Here is a 25,926-nt window from a genome sequence, read left to right as displayed (position 1 = left end):
GGGCACGCGCTCCATGACGTTCTCCATCGGCATCGTCGGCGCCGGACAGTTCTCGGGCCAGTTCGCCACCCTGTTCCAGGCCCACCCCGGCGTCGGCGACGTCTACGTCACCGACCTGCTGCCCGAGCGGGCCGCCCAACTCGCCTCCGCCCAGGGGCTGGCGGGCACCTTCCCGTCCTACCAGGCCATGCTGGAGTCGGAGGACGTCGACGCCGTCGCGATCTTCACCCAGCGCTGGACGCACGGGCCGCTGGTGCTGCAGGGCCTGAACGCCGGCAAGCATGTGTACTCCGCCGTCCCCATGGCGATCAGCACGGAGGAGATCGCGGCGATCATCGACGCGGTCAAGGCCACCGGGCTGACCTACATGATGGGCGAGACCAGCGAGTACAACCCGGCCACGGTCCACGCCCGCAACCAGATCGCCGAAGGCGCCTTCGGGCGGCTGTTCTACGCCGAGGGCGACTACGTCCACGACATGGACCTGGGCTTCTACGAGGCCTACCAGTACAGCGGCGGCGAGAACTGGAAGGCGACCGCGAGCTATCCCCCGCTGCTGTACCCGACGCACGCCGTCGGCGGGGTGCTGGGCGCCTGGAAGACGCACGCGGTGAGCGTGTCGGCGATCGGTGTCGTCGACGGCCGGGGCGACGGTGTCTTCGACAAGGACGTCAGCCAGTTCGGCAACGACGTCTCCAACGCCACCGCGCTGTTCGAGGTGGCGGGCGGCGGCTCGTTCCGTACGAACGAGTTCCGGCGGGTCGGCTACCCCTCGCACATACGGGAGTCGCGCTTCCGCTTCTTCGGTACCGAGGCAAGTATGGAGCAGCTGGCCACGGTCGCCCTGTGGCAGGACAAGAAGGGGGTGCAGGACATCAGCGAACTGCTGGAGCCCAAGCCCACCATGGCGCCGGACGACCCCTCACTCCAGCACATCGCGCCGGAGCTGCGGGCCGCCTTCACCTCCGGGTCGGCGCCCGTGCACGACCGGGCGCGGCTGCCGAGGGAGTTCGACAGCCTGCACAACGGCCACGAGGGCAGCCACCACTTCCTGGTGGACGACTTCGTGACCGCCGTCAACGCCCGCACGCTGCCGTCGGTGAACGCGTGGGTGGCCGCCCGCTACACCCTGCCGGGCATCATCGCGCACGAGTCGGCGCGGCAGGGCGGGGTCAGGCTGGAGATCCCGGACTTCGGGGACGCGCCCCAGTAGGGGACACCGCCGGAAGCGAGCCGGGTGCCTGGTATCAGGTTCCCGGCTTGCGGCCGTAGACGAAGACGTCGTCGCCCTTCTTCAGCAGCGACCAGTACTTCTTGGCGTCGGTCTTCGTCATGTTGGTGCAGCCGTGCGAGCCCGGCGGGTTCCACATGCTGACGCCGACCGAGTGGAAGGCCTGGCCGCCGTCGAAGAACTGCGCGTAGGGCATCGGCACGTCGTAGATGGACGAGACGTGGTCGATGTTGCGCCAGTAGATCTTCTTCAGGCCCGTGCGGGTCTCGTACCCGTTCCGGCCGGTGCGGACCGGGACGGGGCCGTAGACGAGCTTCTCGCCGTCCTGGATCCAGCTCAGCTGGAGCGTCAGGTTCACGCAGGCGATCCGGCCCTTGTTCACCGGGCACTTGCCGTCCTTGTTGGGCTTCGAACCGACGGCCTTCTGCTTCTGCATCAGGTCCATCACGCCCCAGGTGACGGAGCCGGCGTAGCCGATGTTCGGCGAGATGCCGTGCTTGGTCTGGAAGGCCTTGATGGCCTTGCAGTCGGCGGCGGACTGCTTGCCGTCGACCGGGCGGCCGAGGAACTTCTCGACCTTCTTCTGGTACGGGCCGGCCTGCGTGGTGCAGCTCGCGGCCTGCGCCGGTGCGGCGCCGAGTGCGAGCGTGAGCGGTGCCACCAGACCGGTGATCCCCAGTGCGACGGCACTCCGTCTGCGTACGTCCCCCATGGCTGGTCATGCCCTTTCGCGAAAACGGGTCTGCGATGTCTGCCAGCTAGACGGCCGAAGGGCGCTTCCGGTTGTGCGGTCGGCGGGGCTGCGACGGAACAGTGACATTCCCCCTGGGGCGGCACGAGCGGGTGCGACGTCGCATACGAACAAAACCGACGGCGTAAGTTGCACATGTAGGTATACGACGTAAGCTTATGGACATGAGGTGATTCTTCCCCCCATCGCACGGAGCACGTGATGATCGAAACGTCCTCACCCACATCAGCGGAACCGCAGTCGCCCCGGGTGGTCGTGCTCGTGCCCGCCTACCGGGAAGTGGATTCACTTCCCCAGGTGCTGGAGGCACTGCGGATGCAGACGCGTCCCGCGGACCGCGTCATCGTGACACTCGATCCGCACCGGGAGAGCGGCCGGACCGCGCAGCTGGAACGCATCGCCCACGAGGCCGGAGCCGAGGTCTGGCACTCGGTCGGCAACCGGCACAAGAAGGCCGGCAATCTGAACGGGGCCCTGAGCAGACTGCTCCCGGACCTCTCCGACCAGGACGGGATCCTCGTCCAGGACGCCGACACCTGTCTGGATCCCCACTTCATCGAGGTGACCCGCAGGAAGATGGGCCAGGGATACGGCGCTGTCGGCGGAACCTTCCGCGGTCGCTCCGGCGGCAGACTGTGCGGGGCGTTCCAGCGCAACGAGTTCGCCCGGTACGCCCGTGACACGGCACGGAAGAAGGGCAAGGTGCTGTGCCTGACCGGCACCGCGTGCCTCTTCCGGGCCGGAGCCCTGAAGGACGTCCTGGAAGCCCGGAAATCAGGTCGGCTCCCTCCGGCCGAAGGCGTCTACGACACGAAGGCGCTGACCGAGGACAACGAACTCACGCTGGCTCTGAAGCACCTCCACCACCGCATCGTCGCCCCGCCGCGGGCCACGATGACCACGGAAGTCATGGAGACCTGGACGGCCCTCGCCAAACAGCGGCTTCGCTGGAAGCGCGGCGCACTGGAGAACCTGATCGACTACGGCGTGACCCGGTACACCGCCGAAGGCTGGGCCAGACAGCTCGTGGCCTTTCTCGGAGTATCCGTGTCGACCGCCTACATAGGTTTCGTCATCTGGTACCTCGCTATCGGCGCGGGGCTGAGGATCGCTCCGTTCTGGATCGCCTTCACGGCGTTCTACGCCATCGAGCGGGCGATCACCGTGAAATCACGCGGCTGGCGCGTGTCGATCGCCTCCGTGCTGGTCCTGCCCGAATGGTTCTACGACCTGTTCCTCCAAGGCGTCCACCTCCGCGCGCTCGCGGACACGGCCCTGCGGAGGGAACGCGCCTGGTGACATCCGGACGGCTCACACAACCCCTCACACAGAGAAAGCACGAAGAAGGGAAAAGATCATGGCGAACTACGCAGGCGCCGGCACCACGGCCGGTGGAACCACCGGGGCTGGGCTGCTGCCGGTCACCGGGGGCCCCGAAAGTATCTGGTTCTGGATCGTCGTCTTCGTTCTGGTCTCGGCGGGATGCGCCGCACTGCGGCTGATCCCGCGCAAGGTCGAGGACGACGCCTGACGAGGTCGCCGAGGTGGGGCCACGACAGTGGCCCCACCGCAACCCTGGAGGTCCGGAATGAGAAGGGTGATCCACCTTCTGAGCATCGGCCTGATTCTCGCCGGACTGACGTTGGGCGGCCTCGGACTGTTCCACGGCCGAAAGGCCGACGACGCCTACGCCCATACGCAGCAGGCACTGCGCGACGACCTTCGGCAGTCGGCCGCTCCCCCGCAGAAAGCACGGGCGGACGAACCCGCTCCGCGGGCGGGCGAGGCCATCGCGGCACTGCGCGTCCCCCGGTTCGGACGGGAATTCGCCCCGGTGATCGTCGAGGGCGTCTCCCCGCGGGCCCTGGAGAAGGGCCCCGGGCACTTCCCGGAGACGGCGCTGCCGGGCGAGACGGGCAACTTCGCGGTCGCGGGTCACCGGACCGGGTGGGGAGAGCCCTTCAACCGGCTCCCGGAGCTGAGGAAGGGCGACACGATCGACGTCGAGTGGAAGCGGACGACCTACACCTACCGGGTCACCCGCAGCAAGGTCGTGGAGCCCTCGGACGTCGGTGTACTCCTTCCGGTCCCAGGCAAGCCGGGGGCCCGGCCCGACAAGGCCCGGATCACCCTCATCACGTGTACGGACCGCGGCTGGGACGGCACGTACGTCCACCGGTTCGTCGTGTGGGGCGAGCTGGACAGGCCGTGACGGGACACGGCATCTCCACGGAGGAGGCGGGTGATGGTGGACGGCGCGGGGCGGGGCGGCGACGAGGACGGACGTCCCGGCAGGCTCAGTCGCGAGCGGGTCCTCGCCGCGGCCCTGGACCTCGTCGACCGCGAAGGTCTTCCGGCCCTGACCATGCGCCGGCTGGGAGCCGAGCTCGGGGTGGAGGCCATGTCCCTGTACCGCTACGCGCCGGGCAAGACCGCGCTGCTGGACGGCGTGGTGGAGGCTCTGTTCCTCCAGCTGGAGGACCGGCTGGCCCGGACACCCGCCCCGGAGACGGCGGCCGAGGCCGCGAGCCCCGAGTGGCGGGCCGAACTGCATCGCATCGCCCGGATCACCTACGAGGTCTGCCTCGACCACCCGGAGGGTGCGCCTCTGATCTTCACGCGCTTCACCGAGGTGCCGCTGGCGCGCAGGGCGCCGGCGGTCCTCAGGGACCACGAACGGGTGCTCGACGCGCTCTGGGACGCCGGCTTCGAGGAGAGCCGGTCCGCCCCGGTCCTGCGCGCCTTCACCGCGTGGGTCCTCGGGTACGTGTCCGTGGAACTGCGGGCCGTGGTGGACAACCCGCGGGAACCGGACCCCGCGTTCCGGCTCGGCCTGTACCGCATGCCGTCGGAGAAGCTGCCGAAGCTCCGCGCGACCGCACCCGCCCTCGCCGAGCGGGGCGGTCCGGAGGGCTTGGCGGCCGGGCTGGACGCGCTGCTGGACCGTTTCCTGGAGAGCGACCCGTGACGATCCGGCGGCCCGTCCGCCTCACCGGTACCCGGTGACGTCCGCGGGCTTCCCCGCGTCCTGAACCTCCACGAGGTACCGCCAGGCGTCCGGGCGGCTGCCGTCGAGGTCGGTAAAGCCGTACACCTGGGCGAGTCCGCCGCTGGACAACGATTGCCCGTTCCAGCGCGCCACGTCTGCGTCGGCGGCGAGTGCGGCCACGGCACGGCCCACGTAGTGCGGGGTCTCCGAGATGGCGAAGTGCGGGACGCGTTCCAGTGCGTCGCGCCAGTTGTCCTCGCTCACCCCGAAGCCGTCCAGCATGATCTCCGAGCGCAGCCAGCCCGGGGTGAGGGCGACGGCGGTGGCGCCGCGCGGGCCGAGTTCATGGCCGAGAGCGAAGGCCATGCGCAGCACGGAGGCCTTGGCGAGGTCGTAGAAGAAGTTCACGCGGTAGTTGTCGGCGTTGTAGTCGGCGGTGCCGTCGGTGACCTCGACGACCAGGCCGCCGGGGTGACGCAGCAGCAGGGGCAGGGCGTGGTGGCTGGTGATCGCGTGGGTCTCGACGGCGAGCCGGAGCAGGTGCAGCCCGTTGTCGAGGTCGTGCTCCCAGACCGGGGCGTCCCATGCGAAGAGTTTCTCGCCGCCCCAGATGTCGTTGACGAGGACGTCGAGGCGGCCCTGCTCGCCGTCGATCCGCTCCACGAGCGTACGGACCTGCTCCGCATCGAGGTGGTCGGTGGGCACGGCGATGCCCTGTCCCCCGGCCTCGGTGACCAGGTCGGCGGTGTCCTCGATGGTCTCGGGCCGGTCGTACTCCGAGCGGCGGCCGCGCGTGCTGCGTCCGGTGACGTAGACGGTGGCGCCCGCCGCGCCGAGTTCCACCGCCATGCCCCGTCCGGCGCCCCGGGTCGCACCGGCGACCAGTGCGACCTTGCCCTTCAGCGGAGCTGACATGTCCGACCTCCCGTTGCCGTGAATGCGTGGTGCTTCGAGAGTGACGGGTAAGCCGGACATCTTCTGTCGCCTTTTCCCGGCGACACGCGGTCAGTGACCCCGGGCGATCCACTCCTGCAGATTCGGGGCCTCCGCGCCGATGGTCGTGGGGTCCCCGTGGCCGGTGAGGACCTTCGTCCCGGGCGGCAGCGTGAGCAGCCGGTCGCGGATCGAGTCGATGATCGTCGGGAAGTGCGAGAACGAGCGGCCGGTGGCGCCCGGGCCGCCCTGGAAGAGGGTGTCGCCGGTGAAGACGGTGCCGAGGCCCGGGTCGTAGAGGCAGACCGCGCCGGGCGCGTGGCCCGGGGTGTGCAGGACCCTGAGGTCGGCACCGCCGGCCTCGATCGTCTGGCCGTCGACGAGCCAGGCGTCCGGCTCGCGGTCCGGGTGGGTCTGCTTCCACAGCGGCAGGTCGTCGTGGTGCAGCCAGATGGTGGCGCCGGTGCGCTCGGCGAGGGCGGGGGCGGCGTCGATGTGGTCGTTGTGGGCGTGCGTGCACACGATGGCGGTGAGCCGGCGGTCCCCGACGGCCTCGGCGATGGCGTCGGCGTCGTGGGCGGCGTCGATAACGATCGCCTCATGGTCGTCGCCGACGATCCACACGTTGTTGTCGACGTCCCAGGTGCCGCCGTCGAGGCTGAACTGCCCGGAGGTGACGAGGTGTTCGATGCGCGTCGCCATCACAGCACCACCACCGAGCGCAGCACGTCGCCGTGGTGCATCCGCTCGAACGCCTTCTCCACCTCGTCGAGCTGGATCGTCTCCGTGACGAACGCGGCGAGGTCCAGACGCCCCTGCAGATGCAGGTCGATCAGCATGGGGAAGTCGCGGGAGGGCAGGCAGTCGCCGTACCAGCTCGACTTCAGCGCTCCGCCGCGGCCGAAGACGTCGAGCAGCGGCAGGTCGAGCTTCATCTCGGGGGTGGGGACGCCGACGAGGACGACCGTGCCGGCGAGGTCACGGGCGTAGAAGGCCTGCTTGTACGTCTCGGGGCGGCCGACGGCCTCGATGACGACGTCGGCGCCGAAGCCGCCGGTGAGTTCGCGGATCGCCTCGACCGGGTCGTTCTCGCGCGAGTTGACGGTGTGGGTGGCGCCCATGGAGCGGGCGGTCTGCAGCTTGCGGTCGTCGATGTCGACGGCGATGATCGTCGCCGCTCCGGCCAGCCGCGATCCGGCGATGGCCGCGTCGCCGACCCCGCCGCAGCCGATGACGGCGACCGAGTCGCCCCGGCCGACGTTCCCCGTGTTGATCGCGGCGCCGATGCCGGCCATCACGCCGCAGCCCAGCAGTCCGGCGACCTGCGGGGCCACGCGCGGGTCGACCTTGGTGCACTGGCAGGCCGCGACCAGCGTCTTCTCGGCGAAGGCACCGATGCCGAGGGCCGGGGACAGCTCCTGGCCGGTCGAGGCCAGGGTCATCTTCTGCTGCGCGTTGTGCGTGTCGAAGCAGTACCAGGGCCGCCCACGCAGACAGGCCCGGCACTTCCCGCACACCGCACGCCAGTTGAGGATCACGAAGTCACCGGGCTCGACGTCGCTGACGCCGGGGCCGACGGCCTCGACCACGCCGGCGGCCTCGTGGCCGAGCAGGAACGGGAACTCGTCGTTGATGCCGCCCTGCTTGTAGTGCAGGTCGGTGTGGCACACCCCGCAGGCCTGCACCTGCACCACGGCCTCGCCCGGGCCGGGGTCGGGCACCACGACCGTCTCGATCCGCACCGGCTCGTCCTTGCCGGGGGCGATCACGCCGCGTACTTCCTGGGCCATGGTGCTGACTCCTTCGTCGGCCGGGGTCCGTTCCTCTCCGACCCTACGCGCGACTGATCGGTAAGGAACGCGGATCGGCCACCCTCCTCGGCCGGGAAAGGGCGGAAAGGGCAGGCCGGGCGTGTCGGCGGCGACGTAGCCTGAACGCTCCGCCGACGCCCAGGGAGCGCCGTGAGCATCGCAGAGACCGAGACGGCCATGCCCGCGTGGCGGCAGCTCCTCGGATACGTACGGCCCCACCGCTGGTCCCTGCTGGCCGGGGCGCTGCTCTCGCTCGTCACCGGGGCGACCGGACTGCTGCTGCCGCTGGTGGCGCGCGAGCTGATCGACGACCTCTCGCACGAGCGGGCCATCACCGGCGCCCTGCTGGCGATGTCGGCCCTGGTCGTGGCCAACGCGGCGGTGGGCGCGCTGGGTTCGTACGTGCTGACCCGCACCGCCGAGTCGGTGGTGCTCGGCGCGCGGCGTGCCCTGTCGTCGTATCTGCTGCGGCTGCGGATCACGGCCGTGGACCGCAGCGAGCCCGGAGACCTGATGGCCCGCATCACCTCCGACACCACGCTGCTGCGCGCGGTCACCACCGACTCGCTGGTCGGCCTGGGCACGGGCGGGCTGACGCTCGTCGCCACCGTGGTGATGATGGGCGTGGTGGACTCCGTGCTGCTGGGCGTCACCCTGGCCGTGATCCTGGGCGCCGGTGTGGTTCTCGGAGTGATCGTGCCGCGCATCAACAAGGCGAGCCGGCAGGCGCAGGACGCGGTGGGTGTCATGGGTGCCTCGCTGGAGCGGATCCTCGGCGCCCTGCGCACCGTGAAGGCGTCCGGCGCGGAACACCGCGAGGAGCGGACGCTGCACGAGGCGGCGCAGGAGTCGTGGCGGCAGAGTGTGCGGGCCGCCAAGTGGTCGGCCGCCGCGGGCAACACGGCGGGGCTGTCCATGCAGGTCGCCTTCATCACGGTGCTCGCGGTGGGCGGCGCCCGGGTCGCGACCGGCGCGATCGACGTGGGCACGCTGGTCGCGTTCCTGCTGTTCGTCTTCTACCTGATGTCGCCGATACAGCAGGTCGTCGGCGCCGTCACCCAGTACCAGACGGGCGCCGCGGCCCTCACCCGCATCCAGGAGGCCCTGCGCCTGCCCGCCGAGCCGGCCGCCGGGGCCGCCCCGCTGCCCTCCCCCGGCGCCGAGCCCGCCGCCCTCGCCTTCGACGACGTCCGCTTCCGCTACGCCGACGACCTGCCCCACGTCCACCAGGGAGTGACCTTCACCGTGCCCGCGCAGGGCATGACGGCCTTCGTCGGCCCGTCCGGCGCCGGCAAGACCACCGTCTTCTCCCTGATCGAGCGCTTCTACGACCCCGAGTCCGGCGTGATCACGCTGGACGGGCGGGACCTCGACGACTGGGAGCTGCCCCGGCTGCGCGCCGCGATCGGCTACGTGGAGCAGGACGCTCCGGTCCTGTCGGGCTCCCTGCGGGACAACCTGCTGCTGGGCAACCCCGAGGCCGACGAGGACGCCCTCGCTCGGGTACTCAAGACGACCCGGCTCGACGGCCTGGTCGCCCGGCTGCCCGGCGGCCTCGACACGCTGGTCGGGCACCGCGGCACCAAGCTGTCCGGCGGTGAGCGGCAGCGCGTCGCCATCGCCCGCGCGCTGCTGCGCCGGCCCCGGCTGCTGCTGCTCGACGAGGCGACCTCGCAGCTGGACGCGGTGAACGAGGCGGCGCTGCGCGACACCGTCGCGGACGTGGCCCGCACGACCACGGTCCTCGTGGTGGCGCACCGGCTGTCGACGGTGACGATGGCCGACCGGATCGTGGTGATGGACGCGGGCCGGGTCCGGGCCGTCGGCACGCACCGCGAACTCGTGACGGCCGATCCGCTCTACGCGGAGCTGGCGGCGACGCAGTTCCTCGCCACCGCGGACTGAGCCCGGACACGCGTGTTCAGCCGGCCGAGGTCGTTGAGGCGGTGGAGCCCGGCCGGCTGCGAGGAGGGCCGCGGGATCCCGTCCTTGTGCGCGGCGGGGATGTCGCTCACGGTCAGCGAGTCGAACGTGGCCATCGGGCTGAGCGGGCTCTTCGCTTCCGCGTCGGCCGCGTTCGCCATCGGCGCGGCGAGGCCGGTGACCCCGGCGGCGAGACCAACGGCGCCGCCGATACGTCGTGTTGAGATCGTGCCTGTCGCATCGCGTGCGGGTCCCCGGCGGCCACGGGCGGGCGGTGCCTCTCACCCGTCAGGCCCAGTGTTCCGGTTGCGCTTGCCGAGCCCGCCGGGCGGGAGGACGCTCGACAGGAGAGGCTTTTCGCGGTCCGCTCCCGGCGGGCCGCGGCCCTGCGAAGGAGGTCATCATGGGAACCGCGGCAGACCCCGCCTTCGACCGGGACACCCTGCGCCAAGGCGTGGAAGGGGATCCGGACATCCTGCTCTCCCTGTACGCCGACGATGCGGAGCTGCGCATCGTGGACCGCACGACCCAGCCCAGCCACCCCAAGGTCCTGCACGGCCGGGAGGAGATCGGCCGGATGCTGGAGGACGTCTACAGCCGCGACATGTCGCACAAGCTGGAGCGGTGCGTCATCCAGGGCGACGAGGCCGCCTACAGCGAGAGCTGCCAGTACGCGGACGGGGTGCGCGTGCTGTCCGAGTCGATGATCGGGCTCCGCGACGGCAAGATCGCCGAGCAGACCCTGGTCCAGGCCTGGGACGAGTAGCCGGATCGTCACCGGGCTCCGTCAGGGTGGGCCGGGCCATGACGGGCACTGAGGTGGAGCACCACAGGTCGCACGCTGCTGGAGCAGACGGTGGAGGCCGCCGCCCGGCGGCTCGGTGCCGCCGGGGTGTGATCAGCGCATCCAGGCGCTGTACGACATGACGGCGCCCTTTTCGACGCCGTACTCGGGATCCGGCTCCTTGAGGGTGCTCTCCAGTCCGAGGACGGCGCCGGTGGCCACGTCCATGATCAGCATGCGGCGGACACCGCCGGTGTCGTTCACGTAGGCCTGGCCGCGCCGGCCCAGCCGGTCGGTCACCCGGCCGACCGGCCGCAGTCCCTCGGCGCCGGCCAGGAGCCGGGCGAGCGCCGCGCTCTCCCGTGCGCCGAGGGTCCAGTTGTCGAGCAGCGTCGCCATGGCGTCGAGCAACTCGGGCGTGGTCAGCGGGGTGTCGGTGTACTGAGCCTCCATCAGGTAGGCGCGCAGCCGGGCCGGGTCGCGGGGCGGGGGCGACTTGGGCGGGGCGTCGCTCCAGCTCGGCGGGTAGGTCCGGTCGAGCAGGACGTGGCCGTCGTCGACGAGGTGCGGTTCGCCACCCTCGTCCGAGAGGACCGGGCGGCCCGGATGCCTGGGGTCCGTGGCCACGACGAGTTCGGTGTGGCTGTCGTCGGCCCGCCAGCGCACGATGCGCTCCTCGGGCAGGGTGATCGGGGGCCTGTCGTCGGACATGCCGAGACTCCAGGACTGCACGTGCGTGCCCTTGCGCAGGCGGGGCGCGTCGTCGGTCCCGGCCACGGCCGACGCCCGCTCGGCCATGCGGTGCAGGGGCACGGGTGTGGAGCCGGTCTCGACCACCAGCGGTCGGGGCGCGGCGACCGCGGGCGGGGTGCTCGGTCCGCTCAGGACGAGGGTGAGGGTCAGGGCGGCGACGACGGCGGTGGCGACGAGGCCCCAGGCCAGCCGGAGCCGGCGGGGCCCCGGGAGCAGCAGGACCCGCACGGGGCCGGGGCGCCGGCCCTCGGGGTACCGACGGTCGGAGAGCAGGCCGCGTCGGCCGCGTGGCCGTGCGGGGAGTCCGTTCCCCGGGTCGCGCAGCAGTTGTTCGAGCCGGCGCTCGGCGTTGTGGTCCAGGGGGCCGTCGCCGAAGTGGGGGCCAAATGGCGGCGCGGGGTCGGCGCTGCGCAGCAGTTCGAGTTCGTCAGCCATGGCCGTGTTCCTTCGGGGCGGTCATGCAGGAGTGCTCGGCGATCGGGGGCTCGGGACGCATCCGGTCGATCTCGGCTCTGAGGCGGCGCCGGGCCCGGTGCAGCCGCATGGACGCGGCCCGGGTGCCGCAGCCGAGGACGACGGCGACCTCGTCGATGCCGAGTTGCTCCCAGGCCGTCAGCCGCAGCACCTCCTGGTCGGCGGCGGAGAGCCGGGCGAGTGCCTCGTGCACCCAGCCGCCGGGCGTGTCGGCGTCGGGGCCCACCGCGATGTGCCGGCCGTGCGCGGTGTCGTCGTTGCCGAGCCGGTCGACGAGCCTGCGGCGACGGCCGTGGCCGCGTACCGCGTTGGCCAGGCAGTTGCGTGCCACGCCGTACAGCCAGGGCAGCGCGGCGGCCGGGAGGTCGGCCCGGCGCCGCCAGGCGACCGTGAACACCTCCGCCACCACTTCCTCCACGTCGCCGGCCCGCCCGTCCAGTCGCCGGGCGACATAACGGCTGACCGCCCAGTAGTGCTCGCGGTAGGCAGCGGCGAAGATCTCGTCGTTGCTCATGTCCCGTACGTGTCCGGCATCTTCTCGATCGTCACACCCTGTTTCGTGATTCTCGTCGCGCCGGTGAAGTGTGACGTCCGGGCGGGGCGCGGAAACAGGCGGGGCATGAGGCACCTCAAGTGGCTGACGACCACTGATCACAAGACGATCGGCACGCTGTACCTGGCCACGTCGTTCGCGTTCTTCGTCATCGGCGGCGTGATGGCGCTGTTCATGCGCGCCGAGCTCGCCCGGCCCGGTCTGCAGATCATGTCGAACGAGCAGTTCAACCAGGCGTTCACGATGCACGGCACGATCATGCTGCTGATGTTCGCGACGCCGCTGTTCGCCGGCTTCGCGAACTGGATCATGCCGCTGCAGATCGGCGCGCCGGACGTGGCGTTCCCGCGGCTGAACATGTTCGCCTACTGGCTGTACCTGTTCGGCTCGCTCATCGCGGTGGGCGGCTTCCTCACCCCGCAGGGCGCGGCCGACTTCGGCTGGTTCGCCTACAGCCCGCTCTCGGACGCGGTCCGCTCCCCGGGCATCGGCGCCGACATGTGGATCATGGGTCTGGCCTTCTCCGGCTTCGGCACGATCCTCGGCTCGGTCAACTTCATCACCACGATCATCTGCATGCGCGCCCCGGGCATGACGATGTTCCGCATGCCGATCTTCACCTGGAACGTGCTGCTGACCGGTGTCCTGGTCCTGCTCGCCTTCCCGGTCCTGGCCGCGGCCCTGTTCGCCCTGGAGGCGGACCGGAAGTTCGGGGCGCACATCTTCGACTCCGCCAACGGCGGGGCCTTGTTGTGGCAGCACTTGTTCTGGTTCTTCGGCCATCCGGAGGTGTACATCATCGCGTTGCCGTTCTTCGGCATCATCTCCGAGGTCATCCCGGTCTTCTCCCGTAAGCCGATGTTCGGTTACACGGGTCTGATCGGCGCGACGATCGCGATCGCGGGCCTGTCCGTGACGGTGTGGGCGCACCACATGTACGTCACCGGCGGTGTGCTGCTGCCGTTCTTCTCCTTCATGACGTTCCTCATCGCCGTACCGACCGGTGTGAAGTTCTTCAACTGGATCGGAACGATGTGGAAGGGCTCGCTGTCCTTCGAGACACCGATGTTGTGGGCCATGGGCTTTCTGATCACGTTCGTGTTCGGCGGGCTGACGGGTGTGCTGCTGGCCTCGCCGCCGATCGACTTCCACGTCTCGGACACGTACTTCGTGGTGGCCCACTTCCATTACGTGATCTTCGGGACGGTCGTGTTCGCGATGTTCTCCGGCTTCCACTTCTGGTGGCCCAAGTTCACCGGCAGGATGCTGGACGAGCGTCTCGGCAAGATCACCTTCTGGACGCTGTTCATCGGCTTCCACGGCACGTTCCTGGTCCAGCACTGGCTGGGCGCCGGGGGCATGCAGCGGCGGATCCCGGACTATCTGGCGGTGGAGGGCCTGACCACGCTCAACACGGTGTCGAGCGTCTTCTCGTTCCTGCTCGGCATGTCGATGCTGCCGTTCTTCTACAACGTGTGGAAGACGGCCAAGTACGGCAAGCCGGTCGAGGTCGACGACCCGTGGGGTTACGGCCGCTCCCTGGAGTGGGCGACCTCCTGCCCGCCGCCGCGCCACAACTTCGCCGCCATGCCGAGGATCCGCAGCGAGTCTCCGGCGTTCGACCTGCACCATGACGCCATCGCGGCGGCGGAGCGGGAGTTGACGCACCGATGACCGCCATGGAAGGGCTCCCCGTGGACCTGCGGGCGTTCCACAACGAGGTCGAGGGCCATCTGCTGGCCGCCGCCGCGCGCGAGGAGTCCCGGAGGGCCGCCGCCCGCTTCACCGCCGGGCTCGACGGGTTGCCGGAGGCACAACGGGCGGAGGTGGAGCGGCAGTTCGCGATAGAGCATCTGGCCCTCGCCCGGGCGTCGTGGCAGCGCACGGCCCGGCGAGGGGAGGAACTGCGGGGCGAGTACGAGACGGTGTACCGCACGCTCCGCGCACGGCTGCTGGCCGGGCTGCTGCTGGGGGTCGCACTGCTGGTGGCGGTGGATCTGGTGGTACTGGCGTCGGTCTGAGCGGTTCCGGTGCCCCTCGTGCTTTCGCCCGAGCCCCGGCCGTTCGAGGAGCAGGGGCTCGGGTGGATCGTGCGTCACCAGGAGGGAAGGCGTCAGCGTGCTGTTCGGCGCGCCGAGTTCTCTCGCCACTCCCGGCCGATCGACCGCATGAGGGCCGGGTACACGCCCAGGTACCGGAAGGGTCTGATACCGAGCATGTACAGGGAGCCGAGGCGGCCGTTGGGCTTCACCAGGACGGCCATCTGGCCGCGGTAGCCGCCGCTCCCGTCGGAGACCCAGCCGATGTGCATCACCCCGTGCATGGTCTTGTTGGCGTACTCGGCGGCCCATTCGTCGTGTGTCTGGAAGACCGATGTGAAAGGCGCCGAGCTGAGGTCGGGCCCCTGCGGCCCTGCGCGCAGGTCGTCCGGCAGCCGGTCGCGCAGCGACGCCACCCGGCCGCCGACGGCCGAGTCCGGCTTGTCCCAGCCGAGCAGCGCTCCGAGCTTCCAGCGCACCGCGAAGAGGAAGCGACCCACGCGGTTGCCGCCGTCCGGACCGCCCTCGCCACCCGCCATCTGCTGGACCAGGTGGTGCAGGTCGTCCGGGCCGCCCGGCGTCGGCAGCGCCCACAGATCCTCGAGCCGGAAGTCGCCGGCGATCTCGTGAATCCGCCAGGGGCGGGACGTGTGGTCGGTCGAGGGGAGGCGCAGATCGCTCATGGCAGATCCTTGTCTATACGGTGGCGTATAGATCGAGCATAGACCCATCTATACGGCTCCGTATACTTTCCGGGACATGTGAGGGGAGACACGGCATGGGCGCGATCCGTACACCGCGGGACAAGTGGATCGAGGAGGGGCTGCGGGCGCTCGCCGCCGGCGGCCCCGAGGCCGTCCGGGTCGAGGTCCTCGCCCAGGCGCTCGGCGTCAGCAAGGGCGGTTTCTACGGCTACTTCCGCAACCGCGCCGGCCTGCTGGAGGAGATGCTCGACACCTGGGAGCGAGCGGTCACCGAGGATGTCATCGAGCGGATCGAGCGCGACGGGGGCGACGCCCGCGAGCGGCTCGGCCGTCTCTTCGACTTCGTGGGATCGGGCGAGACGCACGTGACCAGCGCCGGTGTCGAGCTCGCGATCCGCGACTGGGCCCGGCGCGACAAGGGCGTCGCGCGTTGCCTCCGCCGGGCCGACAACCGGCGCATGGACTATCTGCGCGAGCTCTACGGGGCCTTCTGTCCCGACGAGGGCGATGTCGAGGCCCGCTGCCTGATCACCTTCTCGCTGCGCATCGGCGACCACCTCATCGCAGCCGACAACGGCCCGCGCAGCCGCACGGAAGTCCTCGCCGCGGTCAGGAAGCGCTTGTTGAACCCATAGCCGGTCAGACCCTGGCCGAGGGGGCTCCTCGGCACCCGGCTCAGGCGCCGCCGACGTCCGGTCCCTGGTCCGCGGTGCCGGTCTCACGGCGGTGGCCGTGAGCTGCACCGGGGAGTGCCGGCGCAAGTCCCGCCCGGCAGGGGCCGCGACCGGTCAATGGCCGGGACCGGTCAGGGTCCGTGCGGCGTGCGGCGTGCGGCGTGCGGCGTGCGGCAGGGCGCTCTCCCGCCCCCGGCAGCCACCCTCACCACCCGGCCCCCGCCCTCACTCACCCTTCCTGCTTCCACCCCGGCGGCCGCAGAATCCCCAGCAACTGCCGGACCAGTTCGTCGACGACCTCGTCCAGCGTCGCGTCGACCCAGCCGGCGCTCCAGTCGTGCAACAGGCCGTTGACGCTGCCGATGAAGCCCGTCGCGGCGAGGCGGTAGTCGCGGAGTGCGGCCTCTCCGCGGGCGGCGGCCGCGTCGGCCTCGGCGCAGATGAGGTCGACCCAGCCGGCCCGGCGGGAGAGTCGCTGCTCCTCCAGACGCGGGCTGACGCCGATGATCTCGACGAAGGTGATGCGGATCCGGCGCGGATCGGCGGCGACGTTCCCGGCGTAGGCGCGGAAGACGGCGGTGGCGCGTTCGACGAGCGGCAGCTCCGCCGCACCTGCCGCCGCCTCCAGGACCGCCGCCTCGGCCCAGCCGTTGACCTGGAGGTGCAGCGCGGCGAGTACGTCCTCCAGGGTGCGGAACTCCTCGTAGAACTGGCGGGTGGAGAGCCCGGCCGTCTCACTGAGGGCCGCGACCGTGGTGGAGCGGAAGCCGGGGGTGTCGCCGAACAGTTGGAGCGCGGCGTCGAGGAACCGCCGGCGCCGTTCGGCCTGCCGTTCCTCCGCGGTCTTGCCGCCGTAGCGGCCGGTCGGCGCTCTGAGCCTGCCCGGCACCGGCTCTCCCTTCGTCGTTCGAACACCGATTTTGTCGTGCACGCGGTCTTGTGGAGAAGGCCGCCCCTTCCTTACTTTGCAGTAAGTTGACTCTGAAAGCACTTGTGTTCAGATTCCGCGCCCCCCGCTTTGGCATGTCCCACTCACGATGCTCACCCCGCAGCAGAGACCCCCCAGCAGAGAGGGGAGCAGTCATGCCCGTCTTCCGACGCCGGCACCTGTGCTCCGTAGCCGCAGCCCTCGCCCTGACCGTCACCGTCCCCGCGACCGCCGCCACCGCGGCAGCCCCGGGCTCCTCCGCCGCGCTGCGCGAGGTGCTGTTCGTGGGCAACAACTGGGACGGCACCGCCGATGTCATCCGGTCCACCGGTGACTTCGCGAAGATCGGCCGGATCAACGTCATCCCCGACAAGGACGAGCGGATGGCGGCGATCAACGCCGATCCGATCAAGTGGATCTACTTCATGGCGATCCGCAACAGCGTCGGCGAGGGCCACGACCAGTTCGTCGACGACATGTACTCGACGCCGGACGGGACGTCGGTGGTGGTCTCCCGGCCGAGCTTCGCCGACGTCGTGTCGATCGACCTCGCCTCCGGGCGGCTCAACTGGCGCTTCCCCGTGTCCGGTTACCGCTCCGACCACATGGCGGTCTCCCCCGACGGCAAGAGGGTCGCGGTCTCGGCGTCGACCTCCAACACCGTGCACGTCCTGGACATCGTCTCCGGGAAGGAACTGGGCAAGTTCGGAACCGGCGACAAGCCGCACGAGAACATCTTCACCCAGGACGGCAAGTACATCTACAACATGGCGATCGGCGACGTGAACACGCAGACCGACGCCCCGTGGCTGGACTGGACGAAGGGCGACCGGCGCATCACCGTCGTCGACGCCACGACGTACAAGCAGGTGAAGGTCATCGACATGCGTCCGCAGCTCGACGCGCTCGGTCTCAAGGACCACTCCGACGCCGTCCGCCCGGCTGTCTTCTCGCCGGACGAGTCGAAGCTGTACTTCCAGGTCTCCTTCTTCAACGGCTTCTTCGAGTACGACATCGCCACCGACAAGATCACCCGCACCAAGACCCTGCCGGAGAACCCGGCGACCAGCGACGACCGCACGACCTTCGTCAACGACTCGCGACACCACGGCATCTCGATGAGCCCGGACGGCCGCAAGCTGTGCGTCGCGGGCACGATGGACGACTACGCCACCGTCGTCGACCGCGCCACCCTCCAGGAGGGCCCGCTCGTCACCGCCTCCAAGCCCTACTGGGCCACGGTCAGCGGTGACGGCAAGTCCTGTGTGGTCTCCGAGAGCGGCACCGACCAGGTCACGGCCATCGACTTCGCCACCGGGAAGAAGGTCGTGTCCGTGCCGGTCGGTGACCACCCGCAGCGCGTCCGGCTCGGCAAGGTGCAGGCCGACTGGACTAGCCCTTCCGCTGGTTGACCTCCTTCGCCGCCCACGCCGCCAGTTCGGAACGGGCCGCGGCGAGCAGGTCCGCCGAGGGAGCCGTCGCCCCGTTGGTCACCAGCGCGTAGTGCAGGACGCCCGAGTCCGGCGCGGTGAGCAGCAGGCGGCGGCTTCCCGTGCCGCCGGGCTCCTGGGCCACGCCGACCGGCGTCGACGCGGTGTACGCCGGCGGGGCATGGACCGTGCCCACGTCGGAGACGACCGTGGTGGACGCGGCCGGGAAGCTCGCCGGGAGGTGCAGTTCGGTGGGTGCCGGGCCGCCGTTCGAGCGCCACAGCAGCAGCCCGTACTGCCCTGACCCCACCAGCCGCTGCACGTTCGGCAGGGAGCCGGGCACCGGGTTCCAGGTCAGGGTCGTCGAGCCGTCCCGGGAGCGGTCCTCGTAAGTGAAGCCGACGGTCTCACCGGCCGTGGCGCTCGGGTAGAGCCGGTCCAGGAGCCGTGCGTCCTGGCGCAGCTCCGGTTTGCCGGAGTCGTCGAGGCGTACGGCGGAGAGATCCTCGTCGTTCCAGGCGTCGCCGGTGGTGAGGACCTTGTCGGGGTTTCCGTTCATCAGTTCGCGGTGGCGGCCGTTGTAGATGTCCCACTGCCACTGGGAGCCGGAGAGCACGGATCCCGAGGCGGCCGGGTCGGCCCACCAGTCGGCGCCCTTGATGCGGGAGTCGAGGGCCTGGTACATCGCTTTGAGGACCGTCGGCGCCTTGTCGGAGACGTTGCCCGCGAGGGGGTGTCCGAACTCGCTGACCACGGCGGCCGTCCGCCCGGCGGCGGCCCGGTCGCGGACGGTGCGGAAGTCGCCCGCGTACTGGCCGTCGGCGGCCTTGCCCCACATGAAGACGCCGGAGATGGCCTTCTGGTCGTAGAAGTGCGTGTTGAAGACGTAGCGCGGACCGAGGCTGCCGGCATCGAGCAGACCGCCCTCCTGCTTCTGGAAGTCCAGGTTGGCGTTCCAGAAGAGGTTCGGCTCGACGAAGGCGGGCTTGTCCCGCCAGCCGGCCGTGTCCATGCGCGTGCGGAACTTCTCGTAGAAGGGCCAGAGCACGTCCTTCTCCCAGGTGCGGCTGGCCTGCCCGGAGTCGTAGACGCCCGCGTGCGGCTCGTTGTAGGGGTCGAAGCCGGCGATGCCTCTGAACTGCTCGGCGCTCAGGTGCTGTTGCACGTACCGCATGGTCTTCTCGGCGGTGTCGAGGAAGCCGTCCTGCACGCCGTGCGCGTTGTGCCAGAAGTCGTACGTGGCGCGCTTCACGGCCTCGTTCTGGGTGATGTTCTGCCCCCAGAAGAGGCAGATCCCGCAGGACTCGTCGGGGTAGTTCCCGGCGTCCACCGCCCACTTGGGGGCGCCGTCGCCGGTGTACCAGCTGTCGGCGTCGAACAGGTGCCGGGAGTAGAGGTCCTGGTGGAAGTCGGGGTAGACGCGGACACCGACGTCGAGGAAGGCCTTCATCTGGTCGGTTGCGGCGGCCAGATAGGCCGTGTCCACCTGTCCTCGCTCGGGCTCGGCGTAGGCCCAGGAGAGCAGGAAGCGGACGGTGTTGCCGCCGCCGAGGGCGCGCAGTGCGGTCGCCGACTTACGGGCGTCGGCGACCGAGGCGAAGGGCAGGCCCTTGTTCTCCGCGAGCTTGGTCTCGCCGGAGACGTTGTAGCCGCGCAGCACGATCTCGCGGCCGCGGGCGTCGGTGAAGCGGCCGTCCCGCACGGTGACGGTCGGGTCGTCGAACCAGAGGGAGCCGGGAGGGGGCGCGGCGGTGGCCGGCGGGACGCCCGCCACCGACACCGAACCGAAGAGGACGACCAGGACGACCAGGAGACGCGATCGGATAGTCGGCATGTCCACTACAGTCCGGCGATATCAGGACACCGTCAACACCTCTGACTCTGGAGTAAGTTCCCGCCCTGACAACCCTCACACGTCAGCCACCGACCCTCCGTGTCACGTTCAACACGTACTCCTTCCTGTTCAGCGGGTTGTGGTCGGTGCGCGGGCGCTCGGGGATCGTGCCGTGCGTGACGGGCGCGTAGCGGGCGAAGGAACTCTCCAACTCGCCCTCGCCCCGGGTGAGTCCCGGCAGCCGCTGTTCGAGGGCGTGCACCCGGGCGGCCGGCACGGTGCCTTCGAGGACGCAGACGTCGTCCCGGTTCCGGGTCGTCTCGGGTACGGCCGCGAGCTGGGCGAGGACCGGCAGCAGGGCGCCCAGCGTGTCGGCGGGCGCCTCGATCCTGAAGCGGTGCATCGGCTCGTGGACCCGCGTCCCGGCCCGCCGCAACGCCTCGATCAGCACCAGCGGGGTCACGCCCCGGAAGTCGGCCCCGGTGCTCGACATGCTCTTGTCGAAGCCCTGGTGGGCATGGCTCTGGCGGGGCCAGTAGCCGCTGTGCGTCATGGTGACCGCGCAGTCGGTGACCTGCCAGCCGTGCAGACCCTGGTCGAGGGTCTCGCGCACGGTGTCCTCCACGGCCTTGAAGAAGGCGTACGGCATCGCGCCGAGCTCCACCTCCAGCCGGAAGGCCACGCCCGAGCCGACCGGCGCGGGCTCGACGCGCAGACCGACCGTCGCGAGGAACGGGTTGGCATCCTTCTTGATGAACTCCGCGGCCTGGCCCGTGCCGACGGGCCGTTCGACGCACAGCGGCGTCGTCTCGCGGAAGCCGACGTCGAGTCCGTACTCGTCGGCGAGGGTGGCCTGGATGACCTCCTTCTGCACCTCGCCGTAGAGGGAGACGGAGGTCTCCCGGCGGCGTTCGTCGTGGCGCAGGCCGATCAGCGGGTCCTGCTCGGCGAGCTGGGTGAGAGCGAGGTGCAGCGCTCCCCGGTGCGCGTCCGGGCCGGGGACGACGACCGTCTCCAGGGTCGGCGGGGCGAAGACGTGCTCGTACGCCGTGCGGGGTTCGCCGATCGCGTCGCCGATCCGGATGTCTCCGAGCCCGGTGAGGCGGGCGATCCGGCCGGCCGCGACGGAGTCGGCACGGGTGTCCGTGCCGTGCCCGAAGACGCTGATGCCGGTGACCCGGCCCTCGGCGCCGTCCGTGCCGAAGGGGACCCGGTCACGGGTGCGCAGGGTCCCGGAGAACATCCGGGCGTAGGCGACCTTCTCCCCCGCCGGGCCCCGGTCGACCTTGAACACCGTGGCGGAGACCGGCCCGTCCGCGTCCCCGTCGGCCGCCGGCAGCAGCGTCTCGATGCCGGACAGGAGCGCCGCCACGCCCGCGCCCGTCGCCGCGGAACCGAAGTACACCGGGTGGACGAGCGCCTCCCGGGTCTGCGCTACGAGGGAGCCGTGCAGGAGGGAGTCCGTGACCGTGTTCTCGACGTACGCGGCCAGCAGGACGTCGTCGCGCCCGGTCAGGACGTCGAGGGCGCCTGCCGCCGGTCCGGGAGAGCGGGTGAAGCGGGCCGCGCGGGTGCCGAGGCCGGTGGCGGTGCCCATCGGGACGATCGCGGGGGTCAGCCGGGCCGCGATCTCCCGCAGCACCTCGTCGTGGCGGGCCCCGCTCCGGTCGATCTTGTTGACGAAGAGCAGGGTCGGGATGCGCAGCCGCTGGAGCGTCCGCATCAGCACACGCGTCTGCGCCTGCACCCCTTCGACGGCGGAGATCACGAGGACGACGCCGTCCAGCACGCCGAGGACGCGCTCCACCTCGGCGATGAAGTCCGGGTGGCCGGGGGTGTCGATGAGGTTGACGGTCACGCCGTCGAGCGGGAACGAGACGACGGCGGACTTGATGGTGATGCCGCGCTGCCGCTCCAGGGCGAGGGTGTCGGTGCGGGTGTTCCCGTCGTCGACGCGGCCGATCTCGTCGATCACCCCGGCCGAATGGAGCAGCCGCTCGGTCAGGCTGGTCTTACCCGCGTCGACATGGGCGAGAATTCCAAGGTTGAGCATGTGCACGAAGCGTCATGTCCTTCGGAGAGAGGTCCGTTCCTGGCTGGGGGGACATGCACGCAGTGCGCATTCGGAACTCCTCCGGACTCGGTGACGCCGCTGACCTGTGCAGTGCACCAGACCGGCACGGGGGGCCACAACGGAATTAACCGCTGCCGGGGTACCCGGCGGGGTGCGCGCAAGGAGAGGAGCGGCTCGTGCGGGACGTTCTCCCGGTGCTCGGCCGCTGGTACGCGGCCGGGGTCCCGTTCGGCCTCGCCACGGTCGTCGAGGTCAGCCGCAGCGCGCCGCGCGACCCGGGCGCGGCGATGGCGGTGGGCCCGGACGAGGAGGTCGTGGGCAGTGTGTCCGGGGGGTGCGTCGAGGGCGCCGTGTTCGAACTGGCGCAGGAGGTCGCCGAGGGCGGGGAGGCCCGTCTCGAAACCTTCGGCTACAGCGACGAGGACGCCTTCGCGGTCGGCCTGACCTGCGGCGGCGAGATCACCGTCCTGGTGCGCGCGGTCACGCCCGGGCGGGATCCGGGCTTCGGCGCGGTCGTGGACTCGGTCGCGGCGGGGGAGCCGGTCACGGTGGCGACCGTGACCGACGGGCCGGCACCGCGCGGGGCGGCCCTCGCCGTCTGGCCGGACCGGACCCTCGGCACGCTCGGCGCGAGCGGCCTGGACGTGGCCGTGACCGCCGACGCCCGCGGCGAACTCGCGCTCGGCGCCACCGGCCTGCGGCACTACGGGCCCGAGGGGCAGCGCCGCGAGGACGCCGTGAGCGTGTTCCTGCAGTCCTTCGCGCCGCCGCCGCGGATGCTGGTCTTCGGCGCGATCGACTACGCGGCGGCCGTGGCCCGCATCGGGGACTTCCTCGGCTACCGGGTCACCGTCTGCGACGCCCGCCCCGTCTTCGCCACGCCCCGGCGCTTCCCCGAGGGCGTCGAGGTGGTCGCGCAGTGGCCGCACCGCTATCTGCGCGGAACCGACACGGACGAGCGCACCGTCATCTGTGTCCTGACGCACGACCCGAAGTTCGACGTGCCGCTGCTGACGGAGGCACTGCGCCGCCCGGCCGCCTACATCGGGGCGATGGGCAGCCGCCGCACCCACGCCGAGCGGGCCGAACGGCTGGCCGAGGCCGGGCTGACCGAGTCCGAGCTGTCCCGGCTGCGCTCACCGGTCGGCCTCGACCTCGGGGCCCGTACGCCCGAGGAGGTGGCGGTGTCCGTCGCCGCCGAGATCGTCGCGCTGCGCTGGGGCGGCAGCGGCGCACCGCTGACCGCGACGGAGGTGGCGGTGCATCCGCGCCGCCCCTCCTGATCGCCGGCGCCGCTCCCGGTCACGTCGCCGTCGGGTCGGGTTCGTACGATCGAGTCGCCGCCGTCACATAGGCACAGCAGCACGTCAGCAGACAGCAGACAGCACATCAGCGAAGGGATTCTCATGATCTTCATCACCGCCAAGTTCCGCGTCCGCCCCGAGCACGCCGACCGCTGGCCCGAGATCGCCGCCGACTTCACCCGGGCGACGCGCGCCGAGCCCGGCTGCCTCTGGTTCGACTGGTCGCGCAGCGTGGACGAGCCGACGGAGTACGTCCTGGTCGAGGCCTTCCGCGACGACGCGGCCGGAGCTGCGCATGTGCAGTCCGCGCACTTCAAGGCCGCGCAGCAGACGCTGCCTCCGCATCTGGCCGAGACGCCGCGCATCGTGAACGCGAACGTCCCGCAGGACGACTGGTCGCTCCTCGGGGAGATGGCGGTGCCGGGACAGGAGTAGCGCCTGTCCGGGACCCGCCACCGGCCTGAACCATAAGTCGTAGCGGATCCGCTCTTGCCTCGGACGGCGGGCACCCGTACGCTCACGGCCGTACCGACTGGACGGTATGCAGCCGAGGAGAGGCTCCGGAGATGAGCACGATCAACCGCCAGATACGCCTTGCCGCGCGTCCCGTGGGAGAGCCGCGCCCCACCGACTGGCAGCACGCCGAGGAGCCGGCCGGGCAGCCGGGCGACGGCGAGTTCCTGGTGCAGGTGCTCTGCCTGTCGATCGACCCGGCGATGCGCGGCTGGATGAACGCGGGCCGGTCCTACATCCGCCCGGTGGAGATCGGCGAGGTGATGCGCGCCGGCGCGGTGGGCAGGGTGGTCGCCTCCCGGCACTCCGGGTTCGCGGTCGGCGACCATGTGTCGGGCACGTTCGGCGTCCAGGAGTACTGCGTCTCGGACGGGCGCGGCGTGACCAAGGTCGACCCCGCGGCGGCCCCCTTGCCGACCTACCTCGGCACGCTCGGCATGTCCGGCCTGACGGCCTACTTCGGCCTGATCGAGGTCGGGCGTCCCGAGCCGGGGCAGACCGTCGTGGTCTCCGGAGCCGCCGGGGCCGTGGGCAGCGTCGTCGGGCAGATCGCCAAGATCCTCGGCTGCCGGGTCATCGGCATCGCGGGCGGCGAGGCCAAGTGCCGGATGGTGGTGGACGAGTTCGGGTTCGACGCCGCGATCGACTACCAGAGCGAGGACGTCCGCAAGGCCCTGCGCGAGCATGCCCCCGACGGCGTCGACGTGTACTTCGACAACGTCGGCGGCGATGTTCTGGACGCCGTGCTGCTGCGGCTGGCGCGCGGCGCCCGCGTGGTGGTCTGCGGCGCGATCTCCCAGTACAACAGCACCAAGCCGCAAGGCCCCGCCAACTACCTGTCGCTGCTGGTGAACCGCGCCTCCATGACGGGCATCGTGGTGTTCGACTACGCCGACCGGTACGCGGAGGGCATCGCGCAGATGGCCACCTGGCGGGCCGAGGGCCGGCTGAAGTCCCTGGAGGACGTGGTGTCCGGCTCGGTCGCGGAGTTCCCCGAGACCCTGATGCGCCTGTTCCGCGGTGACAACCACGGCAAGCTGGTGCTGAAGATCGCGGACTGACGGGTCCGAGGGGAGGGAGAGATCCGATGAAGGCACTGACCTACCACGGCCGTCACGACATCCGCTACGGGGAGGTCCCCGACCCGGCCGTCACCGGCCCCGCCGACGCGGTGGTGCGGGTGACCGCGGCCGGGATCTGCGGCAGCGACCTGCACATCTACGGCGGCAACGGGTTCAGCCCGGAACTGGGCTACACACCGGGACACGAGTGCGTCGGCGTGGTCGTCGACACCGGCGGCCGGGTCACCCGGTTCAAGCCCGGCGACCGGGTTCTGGTGCCCGCCTCCGTCGGCTGTGCGCAGTGCGCGCAGTGCGCGGCCGGGTTCACCGCCCGCTGCGAGCGCGCCGAGTCGAGCACGGAGCTCTGCTACGGGGTGAGCCCGAAGCTCCCGGGCACCCAGGCTCAGCTCCTGGCCGTGCCCTGCGCCGACGTCAATCTGGTGCACCTGCCCGAGGACATCTCCGACGAGGCCGCCGTCGTCCTGACGGACAACGCCCCCACAGCCTGGTACGGCTGCCGCCGTGCCCGTATCCAGCCCGGTGAGACCGTCCTGGTCGTCGGGCTCGGTCCGGTCGGCCTGATGGCCGCGCAGTCCGCGTTCGCGATGGGCGCGGCCCGGGTGCTGGGCGTGGACCTGGTCGCGGAGCGCCGTGCCTTCGCCGCCGGCCTGGGCGTCGAGCCGGTCGAGGGTGACGACGCGCGGGCGGCCATCCGGGACATGACCGCCGGCCGTGGACCGGACGCCGTGGTGGAGGCGGTGGGTTCCGACGCAACGATCCAGCTCGCCCTCAAGGCCGTCCGGCAGGCCGGCCGGGTCAGCGTCATCGGCGTCAGCCAGAACAAGGCGTTCCCGTTCCACATGTACCTGGCGCAGGTCAAGGAACTGGAGTTCGCCATCGGGCTGTGCTCCGTGCACTACGAACTCCCTCCTCTGATCGCCCTCACCCGCGCCGGCCGGATCAGGCCCGAGGTCGTGGTCTCCCACCGCTTCGCCCTCTCCGAAGGCCCGGCCGCGTACGAGCTGTTCGCGAGCCGCTCCGACGGCGTCCGCAAGATCCTTCTCGACCCGGCCGGCTGATCGCTCCGGGCCTTTCACTCGCTGAGCGCGGTCTCTAGGGTGAGTCCCTCGGAGACTGGAGGCCGCCATGCCGCAGCGCCACGA

26 protein-coding genes are annotated in these 25,926 nt (G+C 70.8%); 15 read left to right on the top strand and 11 right to left on the bottom strand.

Annotated features, from left to right (window positions below):
• Nucleotides 1–13: 13 nt before the first annotated feature.
• Complete coding sequence (locus RFN52_RS37620; RefSeq protein WP_184853389.1) at nucleotides 14–1,213, top strand: Gfo/Idh/MocA family protein; 1,200 nt, start codon at nucleotides 14–16, stop codon at nucleotides 1,211–1,213.
• A gap of 34 nt (nucleotides 1,214–1,247) precedes the next feature.
• Here RFN52_RS37620 and RFN52_RS37615 read toward each other — a convergent pair whose 3' ends face one another.
• The gene (locus tag RFN52_RS37615) at nucleotides 1,248–1,943 is read right to left on the bottom strand and encodes a L,D-transpeptidase family protein (protein WP_184853388.1); all 696 of its coding nucleotides are present in this window, start codon (nucleotides 1,941–1,943) and stop codon (nucleotides 1,248–1,250) included.
• A gap of 240 nt (nucleotides 1,944–2,183) precedes the next feature.
• Between RFN52_RS37615 and RFN52_RS37610 the strand changes: the two genes are divergently transcribed.
• The 4 genes from RFN52_RS37610 to RFN52_RS37595 all read left to right on the top strand — a co-directional run bounded on the left by RFN52_RS37610 (nucleotide 2,184) and on the right by RFN52_RS37595 (nucleotide 4,950).
• Nucleotides 2,184–3,281, top strand: coding sequence for a glycosyltransferase family 2 protein (locus RFN52_RS37610; protein WP_184853387.1), 1,098 nt, complete (start codon nucleotides 2,184–2,186; stop codon nucleotides 3,279–3,281).
• 58 nt (nucleotides 3,282–3,339) lie between these two features.
• The gene (locus tag RFN52_RS37605) at nucleotides 3,340–3,513 is read left to right on the top strand and encodes a hypothetical protein (protein WP_184853386.1); all 174 of its coding nucleotides are present in this window, start codon (nucleotides 3,340–3,342) and stop codon (nucleotides 3,511–3,513) included.
• Between the two features lie 66 nt (nucleotides 3,514–3,579).
• Nucleotides 3,580–4,194 carry a class E sortase gene (locus RFN52_RS37600; RefSeq protein ID WP_311241155.1) on the top strand — a complete coding sequence of 205 codons (615 nt, stop codon included), beginning with the start codon at nucleotides 3,580–3,582 and terminating at the stop codon, nucleotides 4,192–4,194.
• A gap of 33 nt (nucleotides 4,195–4,227) precedes the next feature.
• Entirely contained in the window at nucleotides 4,228–4,950 is a 723-nt protein-coding gene (locus RFN52_RS37595; RefSeq protein WP_184853384.1) for a TetR/AcrR family transcriptional regulator, read from the top strand.
• A 21-nt stretch (nucleotides 4,951–4,971) separates the two neighbouring features.
• On the opposite strand, the gene RFN52_RS37590 is transcribed toward RFN52_RS37595, so the two are convergent.
• From RFN52_RS37590 to RFN52_RS37580, 3 genes are all read right to left on the bottom strand, one after another.
• A complete protein-coding gene (locus RFN52_RS37590; protein WP_184853383.1) occupies nucleotides 4,972–5,886 on the bottom strand; it encodes an SDR family oxidoreductase in 915 nt (304 codons plus the stop codon).
• 90 nt (nucleotides 5,887–5,976) lie between these two features.
• Nucleotides 5,977–6,606 (bottom strand): MBL fold metallo-hydrolase, encoded by a 630-nt coding sequence (locus RFN52_RS37585; protein ID WP_184853382.1) that lies wholly within the window; start codon nucleotides 6,604–6,606, stop codon nucleotides 5,977–5,979.
• On the bottom strand, nucleotides 6,606–7,694 hold the full coding sequence (locus tag RFN52_RS37580; protein ID WP_184853381.1) for an S-(hydroxymethyl)mycothiol dehydrogenase: 1,089 nt from the start codon (nucleotides 7,692–7,694) through the stop codon (nucleotides 6,606–6,608). The genes RFN52_RS37585 and RFN52_RS37580 overlap by 1 nt, the downstream gene beginning before the upstream one ends.
• A 171-nt stretch (nucleotides 7,695–7,865) precedes the next feature.
• Between RFN52_RS37580 and RFN52_RS37575 the strand changes: the two genes are divergently transcribed.
• The gene (locus RFN52_RS37575; protein WP_184853380.1) at nucleotides 7,866–9,620 is read left to right on the top strand and encodes an ABC transporter ATP-binding protein; all 1,755 of its coding nucleotides are present in this window, start codon (nucleotides 7,866–7,868) and stop codon (nucleotides 9,618–9,620) included.
• Here RFN52_RS37575 and RFN52_RS37570 read toward each other — a convergent pair.
• Complete coding sequence (locus RFN52_RS37570) at nucleotides 9,575–9,799, bottom strand: hypothetical protein (protein WP_311241154.1); 225 nt, start codon at nucleotides 9,797–9,799, stop codon at nucleotides 9,575–9,577. The genes RFN52_RS37575 and RFN52_RS37570 overlap by 46 nt on opposite strands.
• 242 nt (nucleotides 9,800–10,041) lie before the next feature.
• On the opposite strand from RFN52_RS37570, the gene RFN52_RS37565 reads away from it, so the two are divergent.
• Complete coding sequence (locus tag RFN52_RS37565) at nucleotides 10,042–10,404, top strand: nuclear transport factor 2 family protein (protein WP_033312434.1); 363 nt, start codon at nucleotides 10,042–10,044, stop codon at nucleotides 10,402–10,404.
• Between the two features lie 132 nt (nucleotides 10,405–10,536).
• On the opposite strand, the gene RFN52_RS37560 is transcribed toward RFN52_RS37565, so the two are convergent.
• A complete protein-coding gene (locus tag RFN52_RS37560; RefSeq protein ID WP_184853379.1) occupies nucleotides 10,537–11,610 on the bottom strand; it encodes a CU044_5270 family protein in 1,074 nt (357 codons plus the stop codon).
• The gene (locus RFN52_RS37555; protein WP_184853378.1) at nucleotides 11,603–12,163 is read right to left on the bottom strand and encodes an RNA polymerase sigma factor; all 561 of its coding nucleotides are present in this window, start codon (nucleotides 12,161–12,163) and stop codon (nucleotides 11,603–11,605) included. The genes RFN52_RS37560 and RFN52_RS37555 overlap by 8 nt, the downstream gene beginning before the upstream one ends.
• Before the next feature lie 105 nt (nucleotides 12,164–12,268).
• Here RFN52_RS37555 and ctaD point away from each other — a divergent pair, with 105 nt between their 5' ends.
• Together ctaD and RFN52_RS37545 are read left to right on the top strand one after the other, a co-directional pair.
• Nucleotides 12,269–13,876 carry an aa3-type cytochrome oxidase subunit I gene (gene ctaD, locus RFN52_RS37550; RefSeq protein ID WP_184853377.1) on the top strand — a complete coding sequence of 536 codons (1,608 nt, stop codon included), beginning with the start codon at nucleotides 12,269–12,271 and terminating at the stop codon, nucleotides 13,874–13,876.
• Nucleotides 13,873–14,223 carry a hypothetical protein gene (locus RFN52_RS37545; RefSeq protein WP_184853376.1) on the top strand — a complete coding sequence of 117 codons (351 nt, stop codon included), beginning with the start codon at nucleotides 13,873–13,875 and terminating at the stop codon, nucleotides 14,221–14,223. Before ctaD ends, RFN52_RS37545 begins: the two co-directional genes overlap by 4 nt.
• Nucleotides 14,224–14,315: 92 nt before the next feature.
• Here the strand turns inward: RFN52_RS37545 and RFN52_RS37540 are convergent, their stop codons facing one another.
• Complete coding sequence (locus RFN52_RS37540; protein WP_184853375.1) at nucleotides 14,316–14,924, bottom strand: DUF2867 domain-containing protein; 609 nt, start codon at nucleotides 14,922–14,924, stop codon at nucleotides 14,316–14,318.
• Between the two features lie 95 nt (nucleotides 14,925–15,019).
• Here RFN52_RS37540 and RFN52_RS37535 point away from each other — a divergent pair, with 95 nt between their 5' ends.
• Complete coding sequence (locus RFN52_RS37535) at nucleotides 15,020–15,580, top strand: TetR/AcrR family transcriptional regulator (RefSeq protein WP_184853374.1); 561 nt, start codon at nucleotides 15,020–15,022, stop codon at nucleotides 15,578–15,580.
• Nucleotides 15,581–15,848: 268 nt separating this feature from the next.
• Here the strand turns inward: RFN52_RS37535 and RFN52_RS37530 are convergent, their stop codons facing one another.
• The gene (locus RFN52_RS37530; protein WP_184853373.1) at nucleotides 15,849–16,508 is read right to left on the bottom strand and encodes a TetR/AcrR family transcriptional regulator; all 660 of its coding nucleotides are present in this window, start codon (nucleotides 16,506–16,508) and stop codon (nucleotides 15,849–15,851) included.
• 194 nt (nucleotides 16,509–16,702) lie between these two features.
• Between RFN52_RS37530 and RFN52_RS37525 the strand changes: the two genes are divergently transcribed.
• Complete coding sequence (locus tag RFN52_RS37525) at nucleotides 16,703–17,959, top strand: YncE family protein (RefSeq protein ID WP_184853372.1); 1,257 nt, start codon at nucleotides 16,703–16,705, stop codon at nucleotides 17,957–17,959.
• Here RFN52_RS37525 and RFN52_RS37520 read toward each other — a convergent pair.
• Together RFN52_RS37520 and RFN52_RS37515 are read right to left on the bottom strand one after the other, a co-directional pair.
• Nucleotides 17,940–19,811 carry a glycoside hydrolase family 5 protein gene (locus RFN52_RS37520; RefSeq protein ID WP_184853371.1) on the bottom strand — a complete coding sequence of 624 codons (1,872 nt, stop codon included), beginning with the start codon at nucleotides 19,809–19,811 and terminating at the stop codon, nucleotides 17,940–17,942. The two genes, RFN52_RS37525 and RFN52_RS37520, sit on opposite strands and share 20 nt — an antisense overlap.
• 82 nt (nucleotides 19,812–19,893) lie before the next feature.
• On the bottom strand, nucleotides 19,894–21,870 hold the full coding sequence (locus RFN52_RS37515; protein ID WP_184853370.1) for an elongation factor G: 1,977 nt from the start codon (nucleotides 21,868–21,870) through the stop codon (nucleotides 19,894–19,896).
• A gap of 191 nt (nucleotides 21,871–22,061) precedes the next feature.
• Between RFN52_RS37515 and RFN52_RS37510 the strand changes: the two genes are divergently transcribed.
• The 4 genes from RFN52_RS37510 (at nucleotide 22,062) to RFN52_RS37495 (ending at nucleotide 25,842) form a co-directional block, all read left to right on the top strand.
• A complete protein-coding gene (locus RFN52_RS37510; RefSeq protein ID WP_184853369.1) occupies nucleotides 22,062–23,168 on the top strand; it encodes an XdhC family protein in 1,107 nt (368 codons plus the stop codon).
• A 123-nt stretch (nucleotides 23,169–23,291) separates the two neighbouring features.
• Nucleotides 23,292–23,624, top strand: a complete 333-nt coding sequence (locus tag RFN52_RS37505) for a putative quinol monooxygenase (RefSeq protein ID WP_184853368.1) — start codon at nucleotides 23,292–23,294, stop codon at nucleotides 23,622–23,624.
• 131 nt (nucleotides 23,625–23,755) lie between these two features.
• Nucleotides 23,756–24,763 (top strand): NADP-dependent oxidoreductase, encoded by a 1,008-nt coding sequence (locus RFN52_RS37500; RefSeq protein WP_184853367.1) that lies wholly within the window; start codon nucleotides 23,756–23,758, stop codon nucleotides 24,761–24,763.
• 26 nt (nucleotides 24,764–24,789) lie between these two features.
• Entirely contained in the window at nucleotides 24,790–25,842 is a 1,053-nt protein-coding gene (locus RFN52_RS37495) for an alcohol dehydrogenase catalytic domain-containing protein (protein ID WP_184853366.1), read from the top strand.
• Nucleotides 25,843–25,926: the final 84 nt, after the last annotated feature.

Source organism: Streptomyces collinus (assembly GCF_031348265.1).
GTDB classification, from domain to species: Bacteria; Actinomycetota; Actinomycetes; order Streptomycetales; family Streptomycetaceae; genus Streptomyces; species Streptomyces collinus.
This window is presented reverse-complemented; position numbering and strand designations above follow the sequence as displayed.

Excerpts from the sequence above, each read along its gene's own strand:
- RFN52_RS37620 (WP_184853389.1), top strand. The coding sequence starts at position 14 with ATGACGTTCTCCATCGGCATCGTCGGCGCCGGACAGTTCTCGGGCCAG.
- RFN52_RS37615 (WP_184853388.1), bottom strand. The coding sequence starts at position 1,943 with ATGGGGGACGTACGCAGACGGAGTGCCGTCGCACTGGGGATCACCGGT.
- RFN52_RS37610 (WP_184853387.1), top strand. The coding sequence starts at position 2,184 with ATGATCGAAACGTCCTCACCCACATCAGCGGAACCGCAGTCGCCCCGG.
- RFN52_RS37605 (WP_184853386.1), top strand. The coding sequence starts at position 3,340 with ATGGCGAACTACGCAGGCGCCGGCACCACGGCCGGTGGAACCACCGGG.
- RFN52_RS37595 (WP_184853384.1), top strand. The coding sequence starts at position 4,228 with ATGGTGGACGGCGCGGGGCGGGGCGGCGACGAGGACGGACGTCCCGGC.
- RFN52_RS37590 (WP_184853383.1), bottom strand. The coding sequence starts at position 5,886 with ATGTCAGCTCCGCTGAAGGGCAAGGTCGCACTGGTCGCCGGTGCGACC.
- RFN52_RS37585 (WP_184853382.1), bottom strand. The coding sequence starts at position 6,606 with ATGGCGACGCGCATCGAACACCTCGTCACCTCCGGGCAGTTCAGCCTC.
- RFN52_RS37580 (WP_184853381.1), bottom strand. The coding sequence starts at position 7,694 with ATGGCCCAGGAAGTACGCGGCGTGATCGCCCCCGGCAAGGACGAGCCG.
- RFN52_RS37570 (WP_311241154.1), bottom strand. The coding sequence starts at position 9,799 with ATGGCGAACGCGGCCGACGCGGAAGCGAAGAGCCCGCTCAGCCCGATG.
- RFN52_RS37565 (WP_033312434.1), top strand. The coding sequence starts at position 10,042 with ATGGGAACCGCGGCAGACCCCGCCTTCGACCGGGACACCCTGCGCCAA.
- RFN52_RS37560 (WP_184853379.1), bottom strand. The coding sequence starts at position 11,610 with ATGGCTGACGAACTCGAACTGCTGCGCAGCGCCGACCCCGCGCCGCCA.
- RFN52_RS37555 (WP_184853378.1), bottom strand. The coding sequence starts at position 12,163 with ATGAGCAACGACGAGATCTTCGCCGCTGCCTACCGCGAGCACTACTGG.
- ctaD (WP_184853377.1), top strand. The coding sequence starts at position 12,269 with ATGAGGCACCTCAAGTGGCTGACGACCACTGATCACAAGACGATCGGC.
- RFN52_RS37545 (WP_184853376.1), top strand. The coding sequence starts at position 13,873 with ATGACCGCCATGGAAGGGCTCCCCGTGGACCTGCGGGCGTTCCACAAC.
- RFN52_RS37540 (WP_184853375.1), bottom strand. The coding sequence starts at position 14,924 with ATGAGCGATCTGCGCCTCCCCTCGACCGACCACACGTCCCGCCCCTGG.
- RFN52_RS37535 (WP_184853374.1), top strand. The coding sequence starts at position 15,020 with ATGGGCGCGATCCGTACACCGCGGGACAAGTGGATCGAGGAGGGGCTG.
- RFN52_RS37525 (WP_184853372.1), top strand. The coding sequence starts at position 16,703 with ATGCCCGTCTTCCGACGCCGGCACCTGTGCTCCGTAGCCGCAGCCCTC.
- RFN52_RS37520 (WP_184853371.1), bottom strand. The coding sequence starts at position 19,811 with ATGCCGACTATCCGATCGCGTCTCCTGGTCGTCCTGGTCGTCCTCTTC.
- RFN52_RS37505 (WP_184853368.1), top strand. The coding sequence starts at position 23,292 with ATGATCTTCATCACCGCCAAGTTCCGCGTCCGCCCCGAGCACGCCGAC.
- RFN52_RS37500 (WP_184853367.1), top strand. The coding sequence starts at position 23,756 with ATGAGCACGATCAACCGCCAGATACGCCTTGCCGCGCGTCCCGTGGGA.
- RFN52_RS37495 (WP_184853366.1), top strand. The coding sequence starts at position 24,790 with ATGAAGGCACTGACCTACCACGGCCGTCACGACATCCGCTACGGGGAG.